Origin of the sequence: Anabaena sp. FACHB-1237 (assembly GCF_014696225.1) — a bacterium.
Classification (GTDB): Bacteria; Cyanobacteriota; Cyanobacteriia; order Cyanobacteriales; family Nostocaceae; genus FACHB-1237.
Window position 1 is genome coordinate 46,335 of the sequence record NZ_JACJPV010000024.1, and the last position, 22,339, is coordinate 68,673.

15 protein-coding genes and 2 pseudogenes are annotated in these 22,339 nt (G+C 36.3%); 6 read left to right on the plus strand and 11 right to left on the minus strand.

The window, feature by feature from the left end; translation table 11 throughout:
* Nucleotides 1-91: 91 nt before the first annotated feature.
* Nucleotides 92-1,162: a 23S rRNA (adenine(2503)-C(2))-methyltransferase RlmN gene (gene rlmN / locus H6F32_RS13015; RefSeq protein WP_190369760.1), complete on the minus strand. Its 1,071-nt coding sequence runs from the start codon at nucleotides 1,160-1,162 to the stop codon at nucleotides 92-94.
* Nucleotides 1,163-1,389: 227 nt separating this feature from the next.
* Nucleotides 1,390-2,238, minus strand: a complete 849-nt coding sequence (locus tag H6F32_RS13020) for a metallophosphoesterase (protein ID WP_190369761.1) — start codon at nucleotides 2,236-2,238, stop codon at nucleotides 1,390-1,392.
* A gap of 548 nt (nucleotides 2,239-2,786) precedes the next feature.
* On the opposite strand from H6F32_RS13020, the gene bchD reads away from it, so the two are divergent.
* The 4 genes from bchD to dnaN all read left to right on the plus strand — a co-directional run bounded on the left by bchD (nucleotide 2,787) and on the right by dnaN (nucleotide 6,964).
* Nucleotides 2,787-4,811, plus strand: a complete 2,025-nt coding sequence (bchD, locus tag H6F32_RS13025; protein WP_190369762.1) for a magnesium chelatase ATPase subunit D — start codon at nucleotides 2,787-2,789, stop codon at nucleotides 4,809-4,811.
* 168 nt (nucleotides 4,812-4,979) lie between these two features.
* Nucleotides 4,980-5,117 (plus strand): hypothetical protein, encoded by a 138-nt coding sequence (locus H6F32_RS13030; RefSeq protein ID WP_190369763.1) that lies wholly within the window; start codon nucleotides 4,980-4,982, stop codon nucleotides 5,115-5,117.
* 378 nt (nucleotides 5,118-5,495) lie between these two features.
* A complete protein-coding gene (locus H6F32_RS13035; protein WP_190369764.1) occupies nucleotides 5,496-5,684 on the plus strand; it encodes a hypothetical protein in 189 nt (62 codons plus the stop codon).
* 131 nt (nucleotides 5,685-5,815) lie between these two features.
* Nucleotides 5,816-6,964 carry a DNA polymerase III subunit beta gene (gene dnaN / locus H6F32_RS13040; protein WP_190369765.1) on the plus strand — a complete coding sequence of 383 codons (1,149 nt, stop codon included), beginning with the start codon at nucleotides 5,816-5,818 and terminating at the stop codon, nucleotides 6,962-6,964.
* A gap of 66 nt (nucleotides 6,965-7,030) precedes the next feature.
* Here the strand turns inward: dnaN and H6F32_RS13045 are convergent, their stop codons facing one another.
* The 7 genes from H6F32_RS13045 to H6F32_RS13075 all read right to left on the minus strand — a co-directional run bounded on the left by H6F32_RS13045 (nucleotide 7,031) and on the right by H6F32_RS13075 (nucleotide 16,832).
* Complete coding sequence (locus H6F32_RS13045; RefSeq protein WP_190369766.1) at nucleotides 7,031-8,203, minus strand: TRC40/GET3/ArsA family transport-energizing ATPase; 1,173 nt, start codon at nucleotides 8,201-8,203, stop codon at nucleotides 7,031-7,033.
* Nucleotides 8,204-8,254: 51 nt separating this feature from the next.
* Nucleotides 8,255-8,647, minus strand: a complete 393-nt coding sequence (locus H6F32_RS13050) for a DUF2358 domain-containing protein (RefSeq protein WP_190369767.1) — start codon at nucleotides 8,645-8,647, stop codon at nucleotides 8,255-8,257.
* 233 nt (nucleotides 8,648-8,880) lie between these two features.
* Nucleotides 8,881-9,912: a WD40 repeat domain-containing protein gene (locus H6F32_RS13055; protein ID WP_190369768.1), complete on the minus strand. Its 1,032-nt coding sequence runs from the start codon at nucleotides 9,910-9,912 to the stop codon at nucleotides 8,881-8,883.
* 121 nt (nucleotides 9,913-10,033) lie between these two features.
* Entirely contained in the window at nucleotides 10,034-14,716 is a 4,683-nt protein-coding gene (locus H6F32_RS13060; RefSeq protein WP_190369769.1) for an Hsp70 family protein, read from the minus strand.
* 115 nt (nucleotides 14,717-14,831) lie between these two features.
* Nucleotides 14,832-15,803, minus strand: a complete 972-nt coding sequence (locus H6F32_RS13065) for a GTP-binding protein (RefSeq protein WP_190369770.1) — start codon at nucleotides 15,801-15,803, stop codon at nucleotides 14,832-14,834.
* A gap of 122 nt (nucleotides 15,804-15,925) precedes the next feature.
* Nucleotides 15,926-16,492 carry a hypothetical protein gene (locus H6F32_RS13070; protein WP_190369771.1) on the minus strand — a complete coding sequence of 189 codons (567 nt, stop codon included), beginning with the start codon at nucleotides 16,490-16,492 and terminating at the stop codon, nucleotides 15,926-15,928.
* 178 nt (nucleotides 16,493-16,670) lie between these two features.
* Nucleotides 16,671-16,832 (minus strand): AAA family ATPase, encoded by a 162-nt coding sequence (locus H6F32_RS13075; RefSeq protein ID WP_190369772.1) that lies wholly within the window; start codon nucleotides 16,830-16,832, stop codon nucleotides 16,671-16,673.
* 481 nt (nucleotides 16,833-17,313) lie between these two features.
* On the opposite strand from H6F32_RS13075, the gene H6F32_RS13080 reads away from it, so the two are divergent.
* A complete protein-coding gene (locus tag H6F32_RS13080) occupies nucleotides 17,314-19,425 on the plus strand; it encodes a TIGR00300 family protein (protein ID WP_190369773.1) in 2,112 nt (703 codons plus the stop codon).
* A gap of 283 nt (nucleotides 19,426-19,708) precedes the next feature.
* On the plus strand, nucleotides 19,709-19,948 hold the full coding sequence (locus H6F32_RS13085) for a type II toxin-antitoxin system HicB family antitoxin (RefSeq protein ID WP_190369774.1): 240 nt from the start codon (nucleotides 19,709-19,711) through the stop codon (nucleotides 19,946-19,948).
* Between the two features lie 175 nt (nucleotides 19,949-20,123).
* On the opposite strand, the pseudogene H6F32_RS20585 reads toward H6F32_RS13085, so the two are convergent.
* A pseudogene (locus H6F32_RS20585) lies at nucleotides 20,124-20,978 on the minus strand (Rpn family recombination-promoting nuclease/putative transposase).
* 353 nt (nucleotides 20,979-21,331) lie between these two features.
* Nucleotides 21,332-22,153, minus strand: a pseudogene (locus H6F32_RS13100) (formylglycine-generating enzyme family protein); the annotation flags it as partial.
* Nucleotides 22,154-22,339 lie beyond the last annotated feature (186 nt).

Below are 22,339 nucleotides of genomic sequence, written 5' to 3' on the forward strand. Positions count from 1 at the left end.
AAGTCGGGTATCTTGTTGTGCGTGTAAAATTCACTGTAAAATTCAGTTTTTGTGTGCATGAAACTACGGCAAGATAGTTAATTACTGTAATCTACTTTTTGCTGGTTCTTAATTGTCCACAAGCTGCATCTGCTTCTAAACCGCGTGAATATCTAACACTAACCGCTATGTTTTGCTGTTGTAAAATGTTCATAAAGTTCTGTATTCTTTCACGATTTGGTCTTTTATAATCTACTTCTTCAATGGGGTTATAGGGAATTAAATTTACATGACTTTGAAAACCCCGTAAACGTTTAGCAAGTTCTAAAGCGTGTTCTGGTAAGTCGTTCACTCCTGCAAGGAGAATATATTCAAATGTTACTCTTCTCCCCGTTATTTCCACATATTCCCGACATTCTGCAAGTAAGTCTTCTATAGGATAAGGTTTAGCACTGGGTATAATTTGTTCTCGTAAGTTTTGGTTTGGTGCGTGGAGACTGACTGCTAAGGTGATTTGTAAATGATGTTGGGCTAGTTGACGAATGCGATCGCGTATACCTACTGTAGACAAAGTGAGCGATCGCTGTCCTATACCCACATCTTGATTTAAACATTTTAATGCTGCAATGACATTTTCAGTATTTAATAGTGGTTCACCTAATCCCATCAACACCACATTACTGACTCGTTGTTGAAAGTCTTCCTGGACTGTTAAAACTTGATCAACTATTTCAGCACGACCTAGGTTACGTTTATAACCTCCTTTACCAGTAGCACAAAAATCACAAGCCATTGGACAACCAACTTGAGTAGAAACACAGACAGTTAAACGTTTATCGCTAGGAATACCAACAGCTTCAATAATTTCGCCATCTGCTAACTTGAGTAAATATTTGACCGTATCATCCGGCGCTACAGAACGGTAATGTAAAGAGGATCTACCGATGGAAACATCTGTAACTTTTTCACGCCAACTTTTAGGAAATACGGATATATCTGCGAGCGATCGCGCTCCTTTATGATATATCCAATCGTGTAACTGTTTACCTCGATAAGATGCCTGTCCTTGTGATTGTACCCAAGCGGTTAATTCCGTTAATGAAGCACCCAATAAAGGGGGAATAGATTCGCATAATTCAGAATTAGATGAATTTATGGAAGCAACTAAAGGAACAGTAGACATATTAAATAAGATTTTGGATATTGAGAGAAATATATTATAGCAGAAATGAGAAAATTCAATCAAAAAATCATAGTAGTACAAGCATCTTGCTTGTATTTTAAATAATAATTACCATCGTCAAAATGGAAGGCAGATAAACGCAGATGATTTTGTAGTTAATTAGATAAACATAGGAGTGAAAATCAATTTAGGAACAATTCATGAATGCTGATTACTGATAGCTTATATTAATTGATATTAATTGATATTAATTGAATAAAAGTTACTTCTGGACGACAAAAAAAGCGTCCGGGGAAATAAGTTCCCAAACCACGATTTACATATAATTGATTATTCCCAATTTGATGTAAACCTTCTGACCATTCCCAATGATTTAATATAGGAATATGCTTAGGTAAAAATGGCAATAAGCGACGAATTTTAGTCGGTATTTTTCTGAGAATATGCAGCATTTTGATATAATAAACAATAGCTAAACCTAAACCGGGAATGACTATTTGTCCACCGTGAGTATGGCCAGATAATTGTAAATCTACCTTCCATGATTGTAAATATTCTGCTGTATCAGGATTATGAGATAAGACAATACAAGGAATTTTAGGATCAATTTTATTCATCACTAATTCTGGTTGAAATTCCCTAGTAGATAAATCTGCTAATCCTACTAATTGTAAATCTGATCCTAAAGGATAAACAATTTCATTCCATAAAGTTTGAATACCCACATTTTGTAAAGCATTGATAATTTTTGATTTGGAGTTTTTATGATAGAGATCATGATTACCTAATATCGCATAAATACCATAACGACTATTTAATTTTTGTAAATGTTCTGCTAATTGATAAATAGGTTCAGGAGTATTATTAACATAATCACCAGTTAAGAAAATGAAATCAGGCTTAAGAGAATTTGTGACAGCGATCGCTTCTGTTAATAACCTTGATGATAAATGATAATTACCATAATGAAAATCTGACAACTGTACTAACTTTAATCCCTGTAAAGATACAGGTAAATTAGTAATTTTCACAACTAATTTTTCCGTTTTCAATCTTCCAGATAATAACCAGTTCATAGTAGTAAGAGATTATAGACAATAGTGCAATCAGATTTTTCTTCAGCTTTGCTAAAATTAGCCATTTGCTTATAACTAATATTTCCTGTTAATAACGCTAAAATAATCATAGCTAAGACTACCCATCACTCATGTCTTCTCCCTTGAGATTACAGGAAATCCTTGACTTCTTTTAGTTTAGTGATTAAACTATTTAACATAATTTAAAAATTGAAAAACTAGTGATCTTTTTTTTGATTATACAGCACATTCCATCTACATGAGGTACACTAGGAACACAGCAAGATGCCTGTGTTACAAGGGTTTTGTCATTAAGAACACAGCAAGATGCCTGTGTTACAAGGGTTTTATCATTAATATCTGTACCTCATAATAACGGAAACTGCTGTATCAAAAAAAGATCACTTTTCTTTTCTTCTTTACCCCCAACTTTGAAAACCCCCTCACTGATCATCAGCAATATTTTTTCTCTTAACTGTTGCTTACTGCTGTATAATCTACCATTATGTTACTACCCCCACCAAGTTATAATAACTCATCAGGAAAAAATGACCGCGCCTTCTTTTGCTCCCACAATCACTTCTTTTCCTCTCACGGCTGTAGTTGGTCAAGAAGCAATTAAAATAGCCTTATTATTAGCAGCAGTAGATCCCGGTTTGGGCGGTGTCGTGATTGCTGGTCGTCGAGGTACGGCTAAATCAGTTATGGCGCGAGCTATTCATGCTTTGTTACCACCTATCGAAGTTGTGAAAAATTCTGTCAGCAATTGCGATCCTGCTCATCCAGAAACATGGGATGATCAGTTATTGCTAGAAGCACCCACAGAAGTAGAAACTCAAATTATCCCTGCACCTTTTGTCCAAATACCTTTGGGAGTTACGGAAGATAGACTTTTAGGTTCTGTAGATGTGGAACAGTCGGTTAAACAAGGTGATACTGTCTTTCAGCCTGGTTTGCTGGCCACCGCTAACAGAGGTGTGTTATATGTGGACGAAATCAATTTATTAGATGATCAAATTAGTAATCAACTATTAGCTGTATTATCCGATGGCCGTAACCAAATTGAACGGGAAGGAATAAGTATTCAACATCCTTGTCAACCTTTGTTTATTGCGACTTATAACCCAGAAGAAGGAACTTTAAGAGAACATTTACTTGATAGAATTGCGATCGCTCTGTCCGCAGATGGCGTGCTAGGATTAGATCAACGAGTACAAGCAGTAGAACAAGCGATCGCCTATTCTCGATCGCCTCAAGAATTTTTAGAACAATACAGTGAAGATATTGATGGACTCAAAACTCAGATCCTCCTCGCTAGGGAATGGTTAAAAGAAGTTACTATTAGTCAAGAACAAATCACTTACCTAGTAAACGAAGCTATTCGTGGCGGAGTGGAAGGACATCGGGCAGAATTATTTGCAGTTAGAGTAGCTAAAGCAGCGGCGGCGTTAGATGGTAGAACGTCTGTAAATGCTGATGATTTACGTCGAGCGGTGGAATTAGTCATAGTTCCTAGAACTACAATTATTCAAACCCCTCCTCCAGAAGATCAACAACCACCTCCACCACCTCCCCAAAGTCAAGACGACTCCCAAGAACAGCAGCAGGAAGAAGAACAGGAAGAACAAGAACAGGAAGAACAAGAACAGGAAGAACAGCAGGAAACCCCCGATATTCCCGAAGAGTTTATTTTTGATCCTGAAGGGGTAATTCTCGATCCCCAGGTGCTGTATTTTGCCCAAATGTCCCAACGTCAAGGAAAGTCAGGAAGTCGCAGTATTATCTTTTCAGATGACAGAGGACGCTACATTAAGCCCATGTTACCTAAAGGTAAGGTCAGAAGAATAGCCGTAGATGCCACATTAAGAGCGGCAGCACCTTATCAAAAAGCGCGTCGTTTGCGCCATCCTGAAAAAAAGGTTATTGTGGAACAGGGAGATATGCGCTCTAAGCGATTAGTAAGAAAAGCAGGAGCGTTAGTGGTGTTTGTGGTAGATGCTTCCGGTTCAATGGCTTTAAATAGAATGCAGTCAGCCAAGGGTGCAGTAATGCAGCTTTTAACGGAAGCCTATCAAAGTCGTGATCAAATTGCCTTAATTCCATTTAGAGGTGAACAAGCAGAAGTATTATTACCCCCGACTCGTTCCATCGCCTTAGCCAAAAATAGGTTAGAAAGATTACCTTGTGGAGGGGGTTCACCTTTAGCCCATGGGTTAACTCAAGCCGTGAGAGTGGGGATAAATGCTAAAATGGCGGGAGATATTGGTCAAGTGGTTATCGTGGCAATTACCGATGGACGTAGTAATATCTCCTTAGCTAGATCATTAGGTGAACCTCAAGAACCAGGAGAAAAACCAGATATCAAAGCGGAACTACTAGATATTGCAGCGAGAATTAGAGCAGCAGGGATACAGTTATTAGTAATTGATACAGAGAGTAAATTTGTTTCTACAGGTTTCGCTAAAGAAATTGCTAAAACCGCAGGAGGTAAATATTATTACCTACCAAAAGCGACAGATCAGGCGATCGCAGCCATGACAAGGGGAGCGATCGCTGATATAAAATCTCAATAGTTATTAGACTTGTATCAGATCCCCGACTTCTATCATCAATGATCAATAAGATGATGAACAAAAAAGTTGGGGATCTAATTTATAGTTAAACTAATTTGTAGATAGGTCTATTTTTATCAAAATTGCAGGAGAATGTGGTCAATGTAACTTCTAGCTCCAACAGAAACAATGATGTGGGAAAAAACACCAAAGTTGTTTACTGGAGGAGGTACAGATGTTAATGATAAAACCCTTGTAACACAGGCATCTTGCTGTGTTCATAGTGTACCTCATGTAGATGGAATGTGCTGTATTAATTATTTATAAGCTAATGTGCAGCACTCACTGTATAAATAAAAAACCTGAAGTTACAGTAGCACAAGCATCTTGCTTGTATTAATTATTCAAGTTAAAAGCACAACAGCTTAGAAACGAAGCAGCAGGTGGAACAAAGGTGGATAATTGATTAAATACTGAAGAACTGTTAAAATTATGTGATTTTGTTGAAAGTTTATGTCAAGCACTAACTGAATTAGTCAATTATCAGGTGTACTTGAAAGAAAAAAATCAATTGGCCAAGCGCAAGAATTTGGTAAAATAACAAAGTGGTTTAAAAAACCTCAAGCTGCAATTTTAACCGCAGATAAAGAATCTTTATTACAGCACATTAAACCTATCAATTCAACTTCACAGATAATTAAATCTATGAATAAAAGTACAATAATTATAAAACCTGGAACATTATGGACAAGCGTAAAACAAACCACTGAAAAAGCCCTAGAAACAGGTACAATAAAATCTATTGATACAGAATTAGAAATAATTGAACCGGATGGAGTAAAATTTTTAGTCAGGATTTTAACTAATATTAATAGTACAACAAATTTGCCCTAAGAAACTGAAATTGCAAGAAAATTGCAATAGTTGAATTGAAAAACCCAACATTTTTAGTGAGATTAATCCACCAGTATGGTAAATTTGTTCCCTACATGATATAAAATAGACTGTTTGACTAAATTGCCATTATGAAACTTATCTGTTCCCAAAGTGATTTAAGCAGTAACCTTGCCCTAGTAAGTCGGGCTGTACCGTCTCGTCCCACACATCCTGTATTAGCTAATATCCTCTTACAAGCTGACGAGGAAACCAACCAAGTCAGTCTTACCGCTTTTGATCTCAGTTTAGGCATTCGCACCAGTTTTAGCGCTGAAGTCGAGGAAGGTGGAGAAATTGCCTTACCCGCTAAATTACTCGTAGATATTACCTCTCGTCTCCCTGATGGAGAAATTACTTTAGACGACCAGGCAGATACCTCTGGAGAGGGTATTATTGTAACCCTCAAACCCAAAACCGGACGCTATCAAGTGCGGGCTATGGGTGCTGAAGAGTTTCCTGAATTACCTCAAATTACCACTCAAGAAGCAATTAACCTCACCACTGCCGCCTTAATTGAAGGACTAAAAGGTTCTTTATTTGCTACTAGTAGTGATGAAACTAAACAAGTTCTCACAGGTGTACATTTAACCGTAAAAGAGGAAACATTAGAATTTGCAGCAACAGACGGACATCGTTTAGCGGTAATTGAAACTAATAACGATCGCCCTCTGGACGGTAATGAACCATTAGAAGTGACAGTACCTGCTAGGGCATTACGGGAATTACAAAGAATGTTAGCCCATAATGCAACATCAGAAGAATCTGTAGAAGTATTTTTAGATAAAGATCAAGTAGTATTTGCTTGGCAAAATCAACGGTTAACAAGTCGTATTTTAGAAGGACAATATCCCGCTTATCGGCAATTAATTCCGCGACAGTTTGAACGACAAGTAACATTAGAAAGAAAGCAATTTATCAGCACTTTAGAAAGAATTGCAGTATTAGCAGATCAAAAGAATAATATTGTCAAAATTAGCATTAATGCTGGTGATCAAGAAATAACTTTATCTTGTGAAGCGCAAGATGTCGGTAGTGGTACAGAGTCAATGCCTGCACAAATTTCTGGAGAAGATATTGATATTGCTTTTAATGTTAAATATCTGATGGAAGGGTTAAAGGAATTAACATCTTCAGAAATTCAAATGCACTTAAATCAAAGTTTAACTCCCGTAATTTTTACTCCTTTATCTGGTTTGAAAATGACTTATTTGGCCATGCCTGTACAATTGAGAAATTAGTAATTCGTAATTAAACTTTTGTGACATCCCAGACTTATTTAACAAGTCTGGGATCTGCTTTTATGATTAAGCAAAGCGAATTTTTAGATAATCTTCCTCCATTTTTGCCCCAGCAGGTTGTAAAGCAGCTAAAGCCTGTGGTAATACTAAATTACGACGATGATTGCCAATAGTAATATTCAATTCATCACCTGATTTACTGAGTTGAATTTGACTTTTGGGAATATTTGGTAAATACAATTCCAAACTATATTGGTGATTATCTTGTACAACTCTGATAGTTGTTTCTTTATAATAAACCTGTGTGGGATCTTCATCTTTATAAAGAGTATCTTTCAATCTTTCTAAAGCAGCTAAACCACACATTTCTTCAGAATAAAGAGGAACTTCTTTCACTGGTAAAGGTAGAAAATTCTCATGTATTTCTTGGCGGTATTGTTCTTGATTTTCCTTCCACCTTTGGAAAAATGGATCGGTCACTTCTGCGGGAATAATCCGGTTAGCAACTATTAAATCTGTGGCCACATTATATAGACTCAAATAGGCATGAGCGCGTAGAGACTCTTTGATTACCATCTTCTCAGGATTTGTCACCAAACGTACAGAAGTTTGTGTATTATCAGTTAATACTTTTTCTAATGCTTCTATTTGTTCATAAAACTCGTAGGGTGCATCCATAACTTCTTTATCTGGTAAAGAAAAACCAGCTATGGGCTTAAAAATAGGTTCAACTAAAGGCCGTAAAGCAACGGAAATATTTTGAAACGGCTTGTAAAAACGACGCATATACCAACCGCCAACTTCCGGTAAACTTAATAGGCGTAATGCCGTACCAGTAGGGGCAGAATCAATAATTAAAACATCAAATTCTCCCTCATCATAGTGGCGTTTCATCCTCACCAAACCGAAAATTTCATCCATCCCTGGTAAAATGGCCAACTCTTCCGCTTGGATACCATCTAAACCTCTTGCTTGGAGAACTTGAGTAATATAACGTTTTACAGCCCCCCAGTTACCCTCTAATTCCTGTAAAGCGTCTAATTCTGCACCCCATAAATTTGGGCGCACTAATTTGGGAGCATGACCCAATTCTATATCAAAACTGTCAGCTAGGGAGTGGGCGGGATCGGTGCTTAAAACCAAGGTTTTATAACCCAATTCCGCACAACGTAAACCAGTGGCCGCAGCTACAGAGGTTTTACCGACTCCACCTTTCCCTGTCATTAAAATTACACGCATGGATAATTCCTGTTTCCTTTGACCTAGTTTACAAATATTTACACATTTATATTATGATTGTTTTTTGAGAGAAAAGGAATGTTGCTTAATTACATCTAAAAGCGAACAATTCCAATAATCAAGATGAGAAGCGATTAACTGATCAGCATTTAAACGTAATTCACTATAACCAGAAATAGAGATACGAGGTTTCCAGGGAAGAGGAGAGTTCCAACTTAAAGTCCATGTTGTTTTAATATAATCATCCTGTGGTTGGATAGAATGTAAATCCATTTTTAGATTGAGAAAAAAAGTTTGAATAAATTTAATCATCCATTGATAAAGTTGTAAACCGCGAAATTTGAAAATCGGATCTTGAAAATAAACATCTGGGGCATAAATGCTGTAGGTTTGGTTAAGAGGAAAGCGGTGATAATCTTCGGTAAGAGTTGTGATAATGTCCATAATTTTCAGTATTTTAGATGAATACATGATTTTGTTTCACGCAGAGGCACAGAGTCACAGAGAGTAAGAGTTTGAGGGAGGGAATTTTAAAATTTCATACTTTAATTCTCCATTACTGAACTTATTATAAGGGATAAATGTTATTATTCTAGTTTACCTCATTTTCTGGCTTAACTACATGAAAATCGCTGTAATATCTCCGACTTCTTCAAGAAGTCGGAGAGCTTTTATTTTTATTTTGCCCAAATAATTACTTCTCCATGTTCACTACCTGCGGCTAATAATTTTCCTTGAGGATGCCATGATAAGGTAGCAATTCCTGCGGATGTGTCTGTAAGAATTTGGGATATTTCTTGAGATTCATTCCATAAACATAACCAACCATCAGCACCAGCAGAGGCTAATATTAAACTGGATGGTGCAAAAGCGATCGCTTTAATAATATCAACATGATTAGTTAATACTTCTGCTTCCCAACCAATTTTTTCATCTATTGATTTTTTCCAAATTACAATTCCTTCCACACTAGATGCCGCTAAAATTGGTGGTTCTGTGGAATTTTTCACTTCTGACCATGCGAGTTGACGAATTTTACCAGGAAACCCTCGCATTACCCAAGGATCAGGATTTTCCCATTCTAAAACTGTTAAAGTTTTATCCATATTTGCCGAGGCTAAATATTTATTATCTGCTGACCATGCTATTAGTGAACTTACTGTAGGTATGGATAATATAAAAGGTTCATCATCCCAATCGTAAGTATGCCAAATTTTTACACCTTTATAACCATTAATTGCTAAATATTTACCATCTTTGCGCCAACTAATGCCTAAAATAGAAGAATCATTAAAATCCAGTGTTGTTTGAATTTCTAATGTGTTAGCGTCCCACACTTGTACAGAACGTCCTAAACTAAAAGCTAGTTGGTTGTTGTTATGATTCCATGCTAATTGATCAACCCAGACTGGGGCATTTTCTAATACACTAATTAGCTGTTTATTATGCCAAATTTTTACTTTACCATCTTGTCCACCAATGGCTAAATATGCACCATCAGCAGAAAAAGCTACACAATTTACTGCTTTATTGATAGGCATTTGTAAAGTAGTAATTTCCCCATTTTCCCATAAACAAATTTCTCCCACTGCGGAAGTAATAGCTAAAGTTTGTCCTTGGGGACTCCAAGTTAAACCAGTAATATAATCACCAAAGATAGCATTATATATTTTTTGGAATTGTAAAGATGAGTTACTTGTTAAGTCCATAATTTTCTAGTAATCTGTAGTAATCTTTAGGGTGCATAAGGCTCTACTATCATAGCTGCACGATAACGACAGTATAATTCACCATCATTAAGTAAATAGTAGAACAATTTTTCCTATACTGTTAATTTTCAATTTCTGCACAAAGGCGGTGCAAAAGCTGAACAGGAACTGCATAAAATGATTGTTCAATACGAATTATTTGACCAACAGACTCTTGTTCTTGTTTAAGTCGTGAGAAGGTTGATAGACCTATAACTTCTCCGTATTTGTTTAAAATAGGCGCACCACTAATTCCTCCTTGAAGTTGAATACTGATTTCTAAGATACGTTCAGTACAAGATTGATCTTGACGAATACGATTGATTAAACCTTTATTACAGTATAGATTCTCTTCAAAACCACTACTATCAGGTGTAGGAAAACCAATTGTCATTATTTGCTCTCCCACTTCAATTAATTCTGAAAAGCCTAGTCTTAATGGAGTAGTAGTCATAGAAGTAGAATCTGGTACTAAGCAGAGAATTGCTACATCATCTGCACCCCAAGTAGGTAAATAAATTTTTGCTACTTGAAGAACGCCTTGCTTAGTAATTACACAGACAGATTCAGGTGAAACACATTGACCTGTAGTTTCATCTATTAAAACATGGCGGTTGGTGGCTATTTGATTTGAGCTAATAAAAAAACCACTACCACTAGCAGAGGAAGCTCCTAATGTTACCCGTATCAAAACTACTGAGGATGAGTAGATACGAACCGAATGATTAAGGTTTTCAAAATCAGGTTTATACACTTTCAGTATTTGATCATTCTCTATCAGTAGTTGTATATAAGCATCTCGTTGTCGGGAGCGAGCAAAAATTTCTAAACCCAGTTCAATTTGATGTAATGTTAAGGGGTGATCAATTTTCTGAAAATAAGTGCTTGCTTCTGAATATTTTTTGAGACTAAGAAAATGTTGAGTTAATTCTTCAGGGTTTCCTTGGGGATTTACAGGTAGGTTTTCAATTACATTTAACCATTTTCTATATATCAAAGATAGATCGGTTAATTCTCCTACTATTTCGATAGTTCTTCTGAGAAAATGCTCGCTGTCATTTAGTAATTGTTGTATTTGATTTTCTACTGTGGCTGAACGCCAATCAATATTATTATAAGTTTGTAACCAAGTGTGAATATTTTGACTTAAATTTCCCCATTGATCTAAAGTTAACCTTGTTTTTGTTGCTAATTCTTCACGGCTGCGGTAAATCTCTAATAGTATGTCGTTATCCACAATAGTTGGTAAATACCATTGTCTGCGACTTTCGTAATATCGCAATCTGTCTACAAAAAAATTCGACAGTTCAAGAAGATTTGTTTTTTCTGTATCTTCTAGTATTGTTCTCAGTTGTACAACTAATTTTTCTAACTTTGTTAGGTTAACTTGATAGCTTTGAGAGTTTTGGAATTTAGTTTGGAGAAAATCTGCCTGTGCTGGTGTTAGTAAATGTGAGTCAGCGATCGCAATACGACACTGATTTCCTGTACCAGTATCCAGGGCAGTTACAGTTAGTATACAGTTGCTATCAATATCAAAAGTGACATCAATTTGTGGGATACCAGCCTTAGCTAAAGGTATTCCTTGCAAAATAAATTGTCCTATCTTGAAATTTTCTTCAGGAATTTGGGATTCTCCTTGAAAAATCTCAATTTTAACTAAGGTTTGATTATCCTCAACGGTGCTGTATTGCTTAGTTTTCTTAGTAGGTATAGCTGTATGCTTAGAGATTAACGGATCAAACTTAAATTGACCTGGATCTGTCTGACACTTAATTCCCAGACTAAAAGGAACAACATCAAGCAATAATATACCCTGTACATCTCCCATACAGATAGCTGCTTGTATGGCTGCTCCACGAGCAACAGCAGTGAGGGAATCCATATCTGAGCTAGGTTTCACTTGTAAGATTTCCTCGATGCAACGGTGAACAGCAGGCATGATGCTTCCACCTCCGATTAAAAGTATCCGATGAGGTTTTTCAGTTACTTTTTCACAAGTGGCACGGATGCGTTGTAGCCAGGGTGATGCCAACCGTTCTAATTCCTCTCGTGTGAGGCTTAACTGTATACTTTGATTATTGATCAAATAAGGTAAATCTATAGTCCAAGTTCTACAAGATGAAAGTTGAATTTTTAATTCTTCACAGGCTTGACGTAACCGAGTTGTAGCCAGGCGATCGCCAGTTATATCTTGTCCAGTTTCTGTTTGAATAACTTCTAAAAAGTGAGTATATAAAATCTCATCTAAATCCGCACTTCCCAGCGTATTATCTCCGTGTATTTCGATGACCTCAAAAACTCTATCCCCTGCTTCAATAACGGAAAGATCAAAAGTTCCAGCACCTAAATCTGCAACTAAAATAGTTTCATTTGTCGCTTCTCGAATACGTTGGGCTAGACAAGCTGCGGTTGGTTCATGGATCAGTCGGAGAATGTTGATACCAGCTAAAACACCAGCCGTTTTTGTTGCTTGTTTTTGAGCGTCATTAAAATAAGCTGGTACTGTAATTACGGCATTTTCCAGAGAAATTGGGGGTGGATATTTTTCCAAATAATCTGTTACCCAGTCTTGGGGAGGGTTATTTCCCAAATTTCGATCTGCTATTGCAGAAATTTCTTCAGCAATCTTTTGTTGCAGGTAATTTTTAGCTATCTGACGAGCGCAGTTAATAATCCGAGCAGAAATTTCCTCTGGTCTATAGTCCTGTCCTCCGGCTCGGAATTTTCTGTCAGTCCCCATTTCTCGTTTAGCTTTGGTGACAATGGCACGAGGTGATTTTCCCAAGATTTCGGATATTGGTATGCCAATTATCTCCCGCCCTGTCTGGTCTATGGCAAATATGGAGGGAATTTGCCGTTTTCCCCTCCATTCTACAATTTCAGGGATTGCTTGTTTTTTGTTATATAGACAAATGACACTGTTACTTGTTCCTAAGTCAAGACCAAAAGCATCTATATAGTCTGCCAAAACTTTTTTGGTGGCTGTTTTAGCCCATTTTTGTACTTGTTCTTCAAAAGTTCTCCTATCCAATGTTTCCACACTGGGAAGTTCGGTGGCCACCATGTCTAACCATCGTTGTTCAATTAGACCTTGTTCTCCTAGCTCTTTAATTCGCCGCCATAAACGAGCTTTTTGTGCTGATGAGCATTGGGGTTCGTGGGCTTTGGTAGCACATAGTTGAGCTAGTTGTTCGCTACGTCCAGCATTTTTGAGGAGTTCTTTAAATTGTTCATCAAAGATTGCTTGATCATCACCTAGTTGTTGCCTAAGTAATTCTGCGGCACGATAAAACTCATTTGCCTGCTTATAGGAGGCGATCGCTTGATCTATTTTTCCTAAACGTTCGTAGAGTAAAGCCGCCATAAAAAAGTCCCCACCTTGCTCTAGGAGTTGTGCTTTTTTCTCATCTTCAATAACATTTGGAGCAGATTCCAAGGCTACCAAGGCTTGACCAAAAGCACCAGCTTTTTCAAATAATAAAGATGCTGTTAGGTAATCTTGGGCTTTTTCAGCTTGTAATCCTGCTTCGAGATAATTACCAGCAGCCTCTTCTATCAGACTCCAACGTTGGTATATTTCTGTGGTTTGTTTTCCCTCAGATATTTGCAAATCATTGCTCAAAGCAGATCGGGCTGTTCTCACTGCTTCATATAAAAGCCGTTGTGTGCGATCAGATTCAGAGATGACTTCTAAATCTGAGGATTTTTTACGCCATGCTGATTCAAGACTCTTTAATAATTGAATGGCTGCCAAAAATTCCTTATTTTCTATGTGATTTCTGACGATTTGTTCTATTACTGAACGTATATCTTGTATCCACTCATAAGTGATTACTGGTTTAAATTGAATGGACAACCCAAAGTCTCCAAGCTTTTGATAACAGTTACTAATACCTTCGAGATTTCCTGCTTTTTTAAAATGTTCTAAGGCTTCTGTGTAAACATTTTCCTGCCATAAACTTTCACCTATTTTCTGATGAGCTTGGGCGATCGCATTTTCATCTCCCAAACGTTTTGATAAATCCAGAATACGAAAAGCAATTTCTTTACTATCAAAAAACATTAAGTAACGGATAGCACTGCGGAAATCTTTAGCTATTTCTGCCAATTCAGATGCTTCTGCATAACGCTCAAGAACTGCATAAACCTGATGGATTGGAGGAATTTCTACTGCTTCCAACTGCTGGAAAAATGCTTGCCAAGGATCAGCTATTTGAAAGGAATGTCTTTCTAAAAACTTGTTAATAATTTGGGATAATTCTGTTGCAGTGATAGTGCCTTCAGCACGTCGTTTTATTAACTTACTTAAAAGTATATTTGTGTTACCAATCTGTGCTATCTGAATGCAAATTTGTTGCTGTACTTGTCTTCTATTTGATAAGTCGTTCAGGTGTTGAGAAATCTGCCATGCAGCATCTAGATTTTGGGAGGTTTGAGGTCTTGTATCGACAAGAAAAGATATTGTTTGTCCGATAGACAAACCTATATTTGGAACTGCTTCTGTAAAATGTGAGTCGAACCTTGAAATTACCTGAAGCACTTCTTCACAACTGCATTTTCTAGCTAAGGAAAGTGCTTTCTCGTAATTCTTCCAAACTTTATTCTTTGTTTCATCTATGGCTAATTGGTTCTTTAATATTTGGCAAGTTTTTGTCAACTGTTGGTGGGGTTCTTTATCTCCCCCTAGCTTTTTCCAAAGTCTTTTCACAATGCTGGATAACATTTGAAATAGTCTTGGTAAATTCAAGTGCCAATTAAACATTTTTTCAATTTTACTATAGGTTAATTAGAGAAAATTTACACAAAAGAAGATTGAAATAATATTATATTTAGGGTGCTTCTTCAATGACCCACCCTAAATTATCAAGTAATATTGATTAAATTATACAATCAGCAAAATCTTTTGTCAACTGTGCTTCGTCTAAATTCCTGCCAATAAAAACTAGTTCATTTTTTCTAGTTTCATTGTCTTTCCAGGGTCTATCTGGTCTGCCATCAAATATCATGTGAACTCCTTGAAATACAAAACGTTCATCTTGTCCAGCAATATTTAAAATTCCTTTCATTCTAAAAATATCTGTTCCTTGAGTTCTTAATAATTCGGTGATCCAATCTGTTAATTTATCGCCGTTTAATTCTCCTTCTGATACTAAAGCAACGGAATAAACACTGTCATCGTGTTCATGGGCATCTTCTCCTAAAAAGTGAGGATCTATTTCTAAAGCGCGATCTAAATCAAAGGCTTTTACTCCTAATAAGGCATCTATTTCTAATTCTGAATTACGAGTACGGTAAATTTTAGCGATCGCATTCATGCCCCTGATTCTATTTTCTAATTCATCTACTATTTCTGGAGTAACTAAATCAATTTTATTCAACAAAATTACATCTGCAAAAGCAATTTGTTCTTGAGCTTCATCCGCTTCCCAATGTTGCCAAATATGTTTTGCATCTACCACTGTCACCACGGCATCTAACGATAGTTGTTCCTGCATATCTTCATCTACAAAAAATGTTTGAATCACTGGTGCAGGATCGGCTAAACCTGTGGTTTCAATAACTAGATGATCGAATTTATCTCGACGTTTCATTAAATTACCAATAATGCGAATTAAGTCACCACGCACTGTACAACAAATACAGCCATTGTTCATTTCAAATATTTCTTCATCGGCATCAATTACTAATTGATTATCAATGCCAACTTCACCAAATTCATTAACAATAACTGCGACTTTTTTACCATGTTGATAGGTGAGGATATGATTTAATAGGGTGGTTTTTCCTGCGCCTAAATACCCAGTTAAAACTGTTACTGGTACGGTGTGGGATGTTTCTGAAGCGATCATGGTTTTTTGTGTTTTATCAGTGTTTTAATTATTTTGTCTGATGATAACATAAGATTTGCAGATTTTCCAATAGGAGGAATCAGATCCCCGACTTTTTGCATAAATTGGGGATCTTATTGGTGTTAATTCTCATAATCTGATATTTGATGATTTGAAAACTTGATTGCTAATCTATTGATCAGATTTAGTAATTCTAATTCATGTTTGATTGTTTCCTTATATTCATTTTCCTCTATATTAATTTCAGTAAATTTTGTATTCAATAATAAAGTTATATAATCATTGTTATTTGGTAATAAATAATTGATATAAATTTCTTCCCTATCCTTAGTATTTGAAAATTTTTTTGAATAATATTCATCCTGGATAGGTGTTGGTAATGCTTTGCTTGTTAAAATTTCTTCAATAAATAAAGTATTTGATTCAGTAATTTGTTGATGATTATATCTATTTTTGATTTTAATAATAATTATAAATGACAAACTTATTCTCTCGTTTAAATGATCGAATACATCAGTTAAGCTACTATTTGCACTTGTATCTATTTCCTCAATTTCACTATCTATCTTAAAAGATAAAATATTATCTTGGCGGCTAATTTTCATCATATAATTTCCACCAATTACAAAAAAATTTTTCTGTTGAGTTAGTTCATGTATAGCAGTTTCCACGTCTTGACGAGAAATCATTATTTTAAATGACGTTTGAACAAAAAGTTTGCGACTTGAATCTTGAAAAAATGATTCTAAAGCATTTCCTTGAAAGTTTTTTGCTGCTTCTTACACATCTTTTATAAATAAATCCAGTAGATCATTATCTATTGTCAAAGACCAAGTTCCTTCTCCTTGCTGATTAAGTTTTAAATTATTAAGTAATACGTACAGTTCTACCAGCACGTTGCCATAAAGCATAAGTAGAATAGGCAATATAAGTTTTATTTGAGTTATTTGGTCCAATAATTACTGTTAAAGGACGTAAATCTAACTCTGTTTCTTTTATAGAACCTAAATTTGAGAATTGGATTTTCATTTTTCGCCTATGTTTCCTATAGAAAATACTATTAAGGATATTGTTCCTTAAGTATACTAGAATATACTATTTTATTTTATCTCTAATTGCAATTTATCATCCCTTATATTTTACTTTTCACACCCTCAACAAACACATTATTAAGTATATTCTATTGGAATTAGTGATTAATTTTCATAAGTTTCATCAGTAATTTTTCTTGATAATTGTAAATTAAAATTAACTAAATCTTCCCCAATTGTAAAGATACATTTATATATTTTCACATCTCTTCATAAACCTTCGTGACTCTTAACCCGACAATTTTTCCATCCCAGTAATATAATATGGACGATATGCCAAAAGGCTTATCCGGCATAGAATGTAAAAATTAAGTAACAGATGTAACAGACTGACCAGAACAAAACGCTGTATTTACAAAAGATTACTCAAGAAGAAAGTAAAAATTAACTAAAAATTGACTCAAAGTTAACACAAATTTATGGTTTCCCAAATTCGTTTTTTGATGTGCGCTCCTGACCATTACGATGTAGACTACGTGATTAATCCTTGGATGGAGGGGAATATTCATAAGTCGTCACGCGATCGCGCAGTGGAGCAATGGAATAAATTATACCACGTAATTAAGGATCATGCCATTGTAGATTTAGTTACACCCCAAAAAGGTTGGCCAGATATGGTATTTAGTGCCAATGCTGGTCTAGTATTAGGTAAAAATGTGGTTCTCAGCCGTTTTTTACATAAGGAACGCCAAGGAGAAGAACCGTATTTTCACCAATGGTTTGAAGAAAATGGTTATCATGTTTACACTCTCCCTAAAGATTTACCCTTTGAAGGTGCTGGAGATGCGTTATTAGACAGGGAAGGGCGCTGGTTATGGGCGGGATATGGTTTCCGCTCGGAGTTAGATTCTCACCCCTATCTGGCAAAATGGTTAGATGTGGAGGTGCTTTCTCTGCGTTTGATAGATGAAAGATTTTATCATCTCGATACCTGTTTTTGTCCTTTGGCAAATGGTTATTTGCTGTATTATCCCGGTGCGTTTGATTCTTATTCTAATCGCTTAATTCAAATGCGTGTCGCTCCAGAAAAACGCATTGCTATTGAAGAGGCTGATGCTGTCAACTTTGCTTGTAATGCTGTAAATGTTGAAAGCATTGTGATTATGAATAAGGCTAGTGATAGTTTAAAATCACGTTTGGCTGAGGTGGGTTTTCAAATTATTGAAACTCCTTTAACTGAATTTCTCAAGGCTGGTGGTGCAGCTAAATGTTTAACTTTACGAGTAACGGAACCTGTAAGAACTGAGTTACACGCTAATACTCAGGTGGAAAGTAAGGTTATTAGCTTGGAAGGACATTTACTAGATGCTGGTTTAATTAATCGGGCATTAGATTTAATTGTTGATAATGGTGGCAGTTTCCAAGTTCTTAAATTTAACTTGGGAGAACAACGTCAAAGCACTTCTGCGGCTGAAGTGCGAGTTTCTGCACCGTCTCACGGGGTAATGGAAGAAATTATCTCACAATTGATAGATTTGGGTGCGGTTAATTTACCCCAAGATGTCCAAGATGCTAAACTCGAACCTGTGTTACAAGCGGGTGTTGCTCCTGATGACTTCTATGTAAGTACAATTTATCCTACGGAAGTGAGAATAAATGGACAATGGTTAAAAGTAGAAAATCAAAGGATGGATGGAGCGATCGCTATATCCAATACTGCTAATGGTATAGTAGCAAAATGCAAAATATTGCGAGATTTAGAAATTGGTGATCAGGTAGTTGTTGATGTTTACGGTATTCGCACCATTAGAAAAACAGAATCCCGCGAACAACGCAGCACTCAAGAATTTACCTTCATGTCTTCCGGTGTTTCCAGTGAAAGACGGGTAGAAATAGTCGTGGAACAAGTGGCTTGGGAATTACGTAAAATTAAGGAAAGCGGTGGTAAAGTAGTTGTCACTGCTGGACCTGTGGTTATACATACAGGTGGTGGTGAGCATTTGTCCAGATTGATTCGGGAAGGTTACGTACAAGGACTTTTAGGGGGCAATGCGATCGCTGTTCATGATATAGAACAGAACATAATGGGTACATCACTAGGCGTAGATATGAAACGCGGTGTAGCAGTACGCGGTGGACATCGCCATCACTTAAAAGTTATTAACACTATTCGCCGTTATGGTAGTATCGCCAATGCTGTGGAAGATGGAATTATTACTGGTGGTGTAATGTATGAATGCGTAAAAAATAATGTACCCTTTGTTCTTGCTGGATCTATTCGTGATGATGGTCCTTTACCTGACACTCTGATGAACTTAATTCAAGCACAACAGGAATATGCTAAACTTATTCAAGGTGCAGAAATGATTCTCATGTTATCTTCCATGTTACATTCCATTGGTGTGGGGAATATGACCCCAGCAGGTGTAAAAATGGTATGTGTGGATATTAACCCGGCAGTAGTGACAAAATTGAGCGATCGCGGTTCAATAGAATCAGTAGGTGTAGTTACAGATGTAGGTTTATTCCTCAGTTTGTTAATACAGCAATTGGATAAGTTGACAAGTCCTTATGTTGCTAAGGTAGGTTAAGGAAATATCTCACGCAGAGACGCAAAGACGCAAAAGGTTTTTCTGTGCGTTTTTGCGTCTTTGTTTTTTTCACGCTCCAGGCGCAGAGAACACAGAAAGTTATAATATAAACAACACTAAGCTGTTGTGCTTTTAATTTGGATAATAGATGCAAGCAAGATGCTTGCACTACAGTAATTTTAGGTTTTTTAGTTATACAGTGAGTGCTGCACATCAACTTACTATCGAAGTTAATGATAAGTTAATGATCAAATGGTTTATTTTTAGCAAAAAGGTTAACTAAATGCAAACCCTAATTCGACTCAAAATTGAAAGATTTATTGAACAAGATCAAGAATATTTTGTAGCTACAAGCGATGATTTACAAGGTTTAGTAGCAGAAGGTAAAACAGTACAAGAACCTATACAAATTGCTGAAGATGTAGCTAAGGTATTATTAGAATTGGAGAAAGAAAAAAATCATAATTTTCATTTACAAGATTTACCTTCTCAATTTGAATATCCGTTAATTATGAAGGTATAATGGGGAGATTAGCGAGTTTTTATTATTGAGAAGTGACTAAAAAGTTAAGAAAGCTGGGTTTCGAGTTTTACCGTGCCGCTAAAGGAGATCATGAAATTTGGTTTAATGCAGCAACAAATCAAAAAACAACCTCCTCTAAGATACAAGGTTGGGTTGCAAAACCCAACACCACAAATCATTCGTTCTGATGATCTTGTTGATTTAACCAAGTGACCAAATCAGCAACTTCAGAAATATTAAACAATGCAGCACCTAAATTTTCTAACTGTTCTACAGGTAAACCTTTGACTTTTTCAACTATTAAAGAATCAAGTTCCCCAAACCGTTGATTAAGTAAACGTAGACAAAATTTAACTGCTTCTTTTTGTTCTCCTTTCTGTTCTCCTTTCTGTTCTCCTTTCTGCAAAATATCCTGATAAATGACTGATTCTTGCATAATATCCTCACTTAACAATTGACGAATAAAGTCTTTCTCAAATCGCAAACCTGCTAAAATCTCTGTGTAAGCTGCAATATCCTGTTTAGTCTCCCTATCTGCAATTTTAGCAACATTATTGGCAATCTGGGATAATAAGCCTTGAGGTGAATTTGTCTGTGTTAATGGTGCTAATGGCAATAATGCCAGATTATTGAGAAATAAGGCTGAATCTTGTTCCCACATTCTGATTACACGATAACGGTGTCGTGTTGTTTCGTTAACATATTATTCAGTGAAAACAATTGGATCATTTGTTTCTTGTAAGAAAATCACGACTTGAGTAACAGGAACTTGATATGTACGGATTAATCTCACTGAATAATCTAACTCTCTAAAAGGAATTGGAGGTTTAGATTGTGGGTTGGTTTGAAATTCAATATGTAAAATCCGATTTTCTGTTTGTAAGAAGGTGACAAAATCAGCGCGAATTGGTTCTATACTCAATTCGGTTTTTAAGACTTTGATCGTTTTTGGTGCTTGGGGAAGTAACCATTTAGCAAAATCAAAGGGATATTTTTCTGCTAGTAGTTTACAAACGTTGTCAAAACTCATAGAGTTAATGATAAGGAGATAATTAATTATGTTACAAACTGTGAAAGGAATCTACACAAAAACCCTGAAAATCCTGATTCTGACAATATTTAATATTCAGTTTCGCGCAAAGACGCAAAGTAGCAAAGACGCAAAGGAAAACCAGAAATTTGTCAACAACATCCTGAAAATCCTAAAATCCTGGATATCCTGATTCTGACAAAATAAAACTTGACATGACGGAAAAACTTTGTTATTATCGCACAATATGCCCTACTCTAACTTTTAGAAAAAAATTGATCGCCGTGACGCGATTGAAGAACGGAAAAGATAAAGAAGGGAAAAGGGCAAAAGAGCAAGAGTGTAAAGGGCTACTAATTCCACACAGTAGCACACACAACACGAAAACCGTTGTCGTAGATACTGACGAAGCCTGGACCATTATACCCACGATTAGCCGAACGGCAATTAGAAGGATAGGAGAACCAAGAACCGCCCCGCAGTAGCTTTTCACTACTTCTCCCTGTCAAAGCACTACCACCTTTAGGCGCATTACTATAATTACCTATATAGTCATCCAAACACCACTCCCATACATTACCGTGCATATCATACAAACCAAAAGCGTTAGGGGGAAAAGAACCTACATCTGTGGTTTGTAGACGATCCTGGCCTTTTGGTGCAGAACCATAAGTGTAATTACCATTATAGTTTACCAAATCAGTAGTAATGCTTTCACCAAAATAAAACGGTGTAGTAGTTCCGGCTCTACAAGCGTACTCCCATTCAGCTTCACTGGGTAATCTGTAGTTTTTCTGTGTTTTTTGACTTAACTTTTCACAGAATGTAACTGCATCATTCCAACTGACTCTTTCCACTGGGCGATTATTGCCTTTGAATGCAGAAGGGTTATCACCCATGATAGCTTGATATTGTGCCTGTGTCAATTGATATTTTCCCATGAAAAAACTAGGAACAGTAACTTGATGTTGGGAACCTTCGTCTGAATCTCTTCCTGCTTCATTTTCCGGTGAACCCATGATAAATGTTCCCCCTGGTATTTCCACCATTTCCAATGTCACACCATTTCCCAAGTCTTCTACAAAGTATTTTGCACTTTCATTCCGTAGGTTAATGATGTTTCCGGTTGCGTTAGTGCTGACCACTTCAAAGTTGAATGTTTTCAGGTTATTTGAAATTAAATAGGACTTACGCAACTGGCACAAGCGATGGTGCGGCGTAGCCGCACCGAGCGCCTAAAGACTAAACCATTGACATAGCAATATCTGGACGTTTTAGTTGTCCTATTAAATAATTAGAAAGCAAATTATGCTTAATTTGATAAATAGTTTGACCTGTGTTGTAAGCTAAGTTTTTTAGTC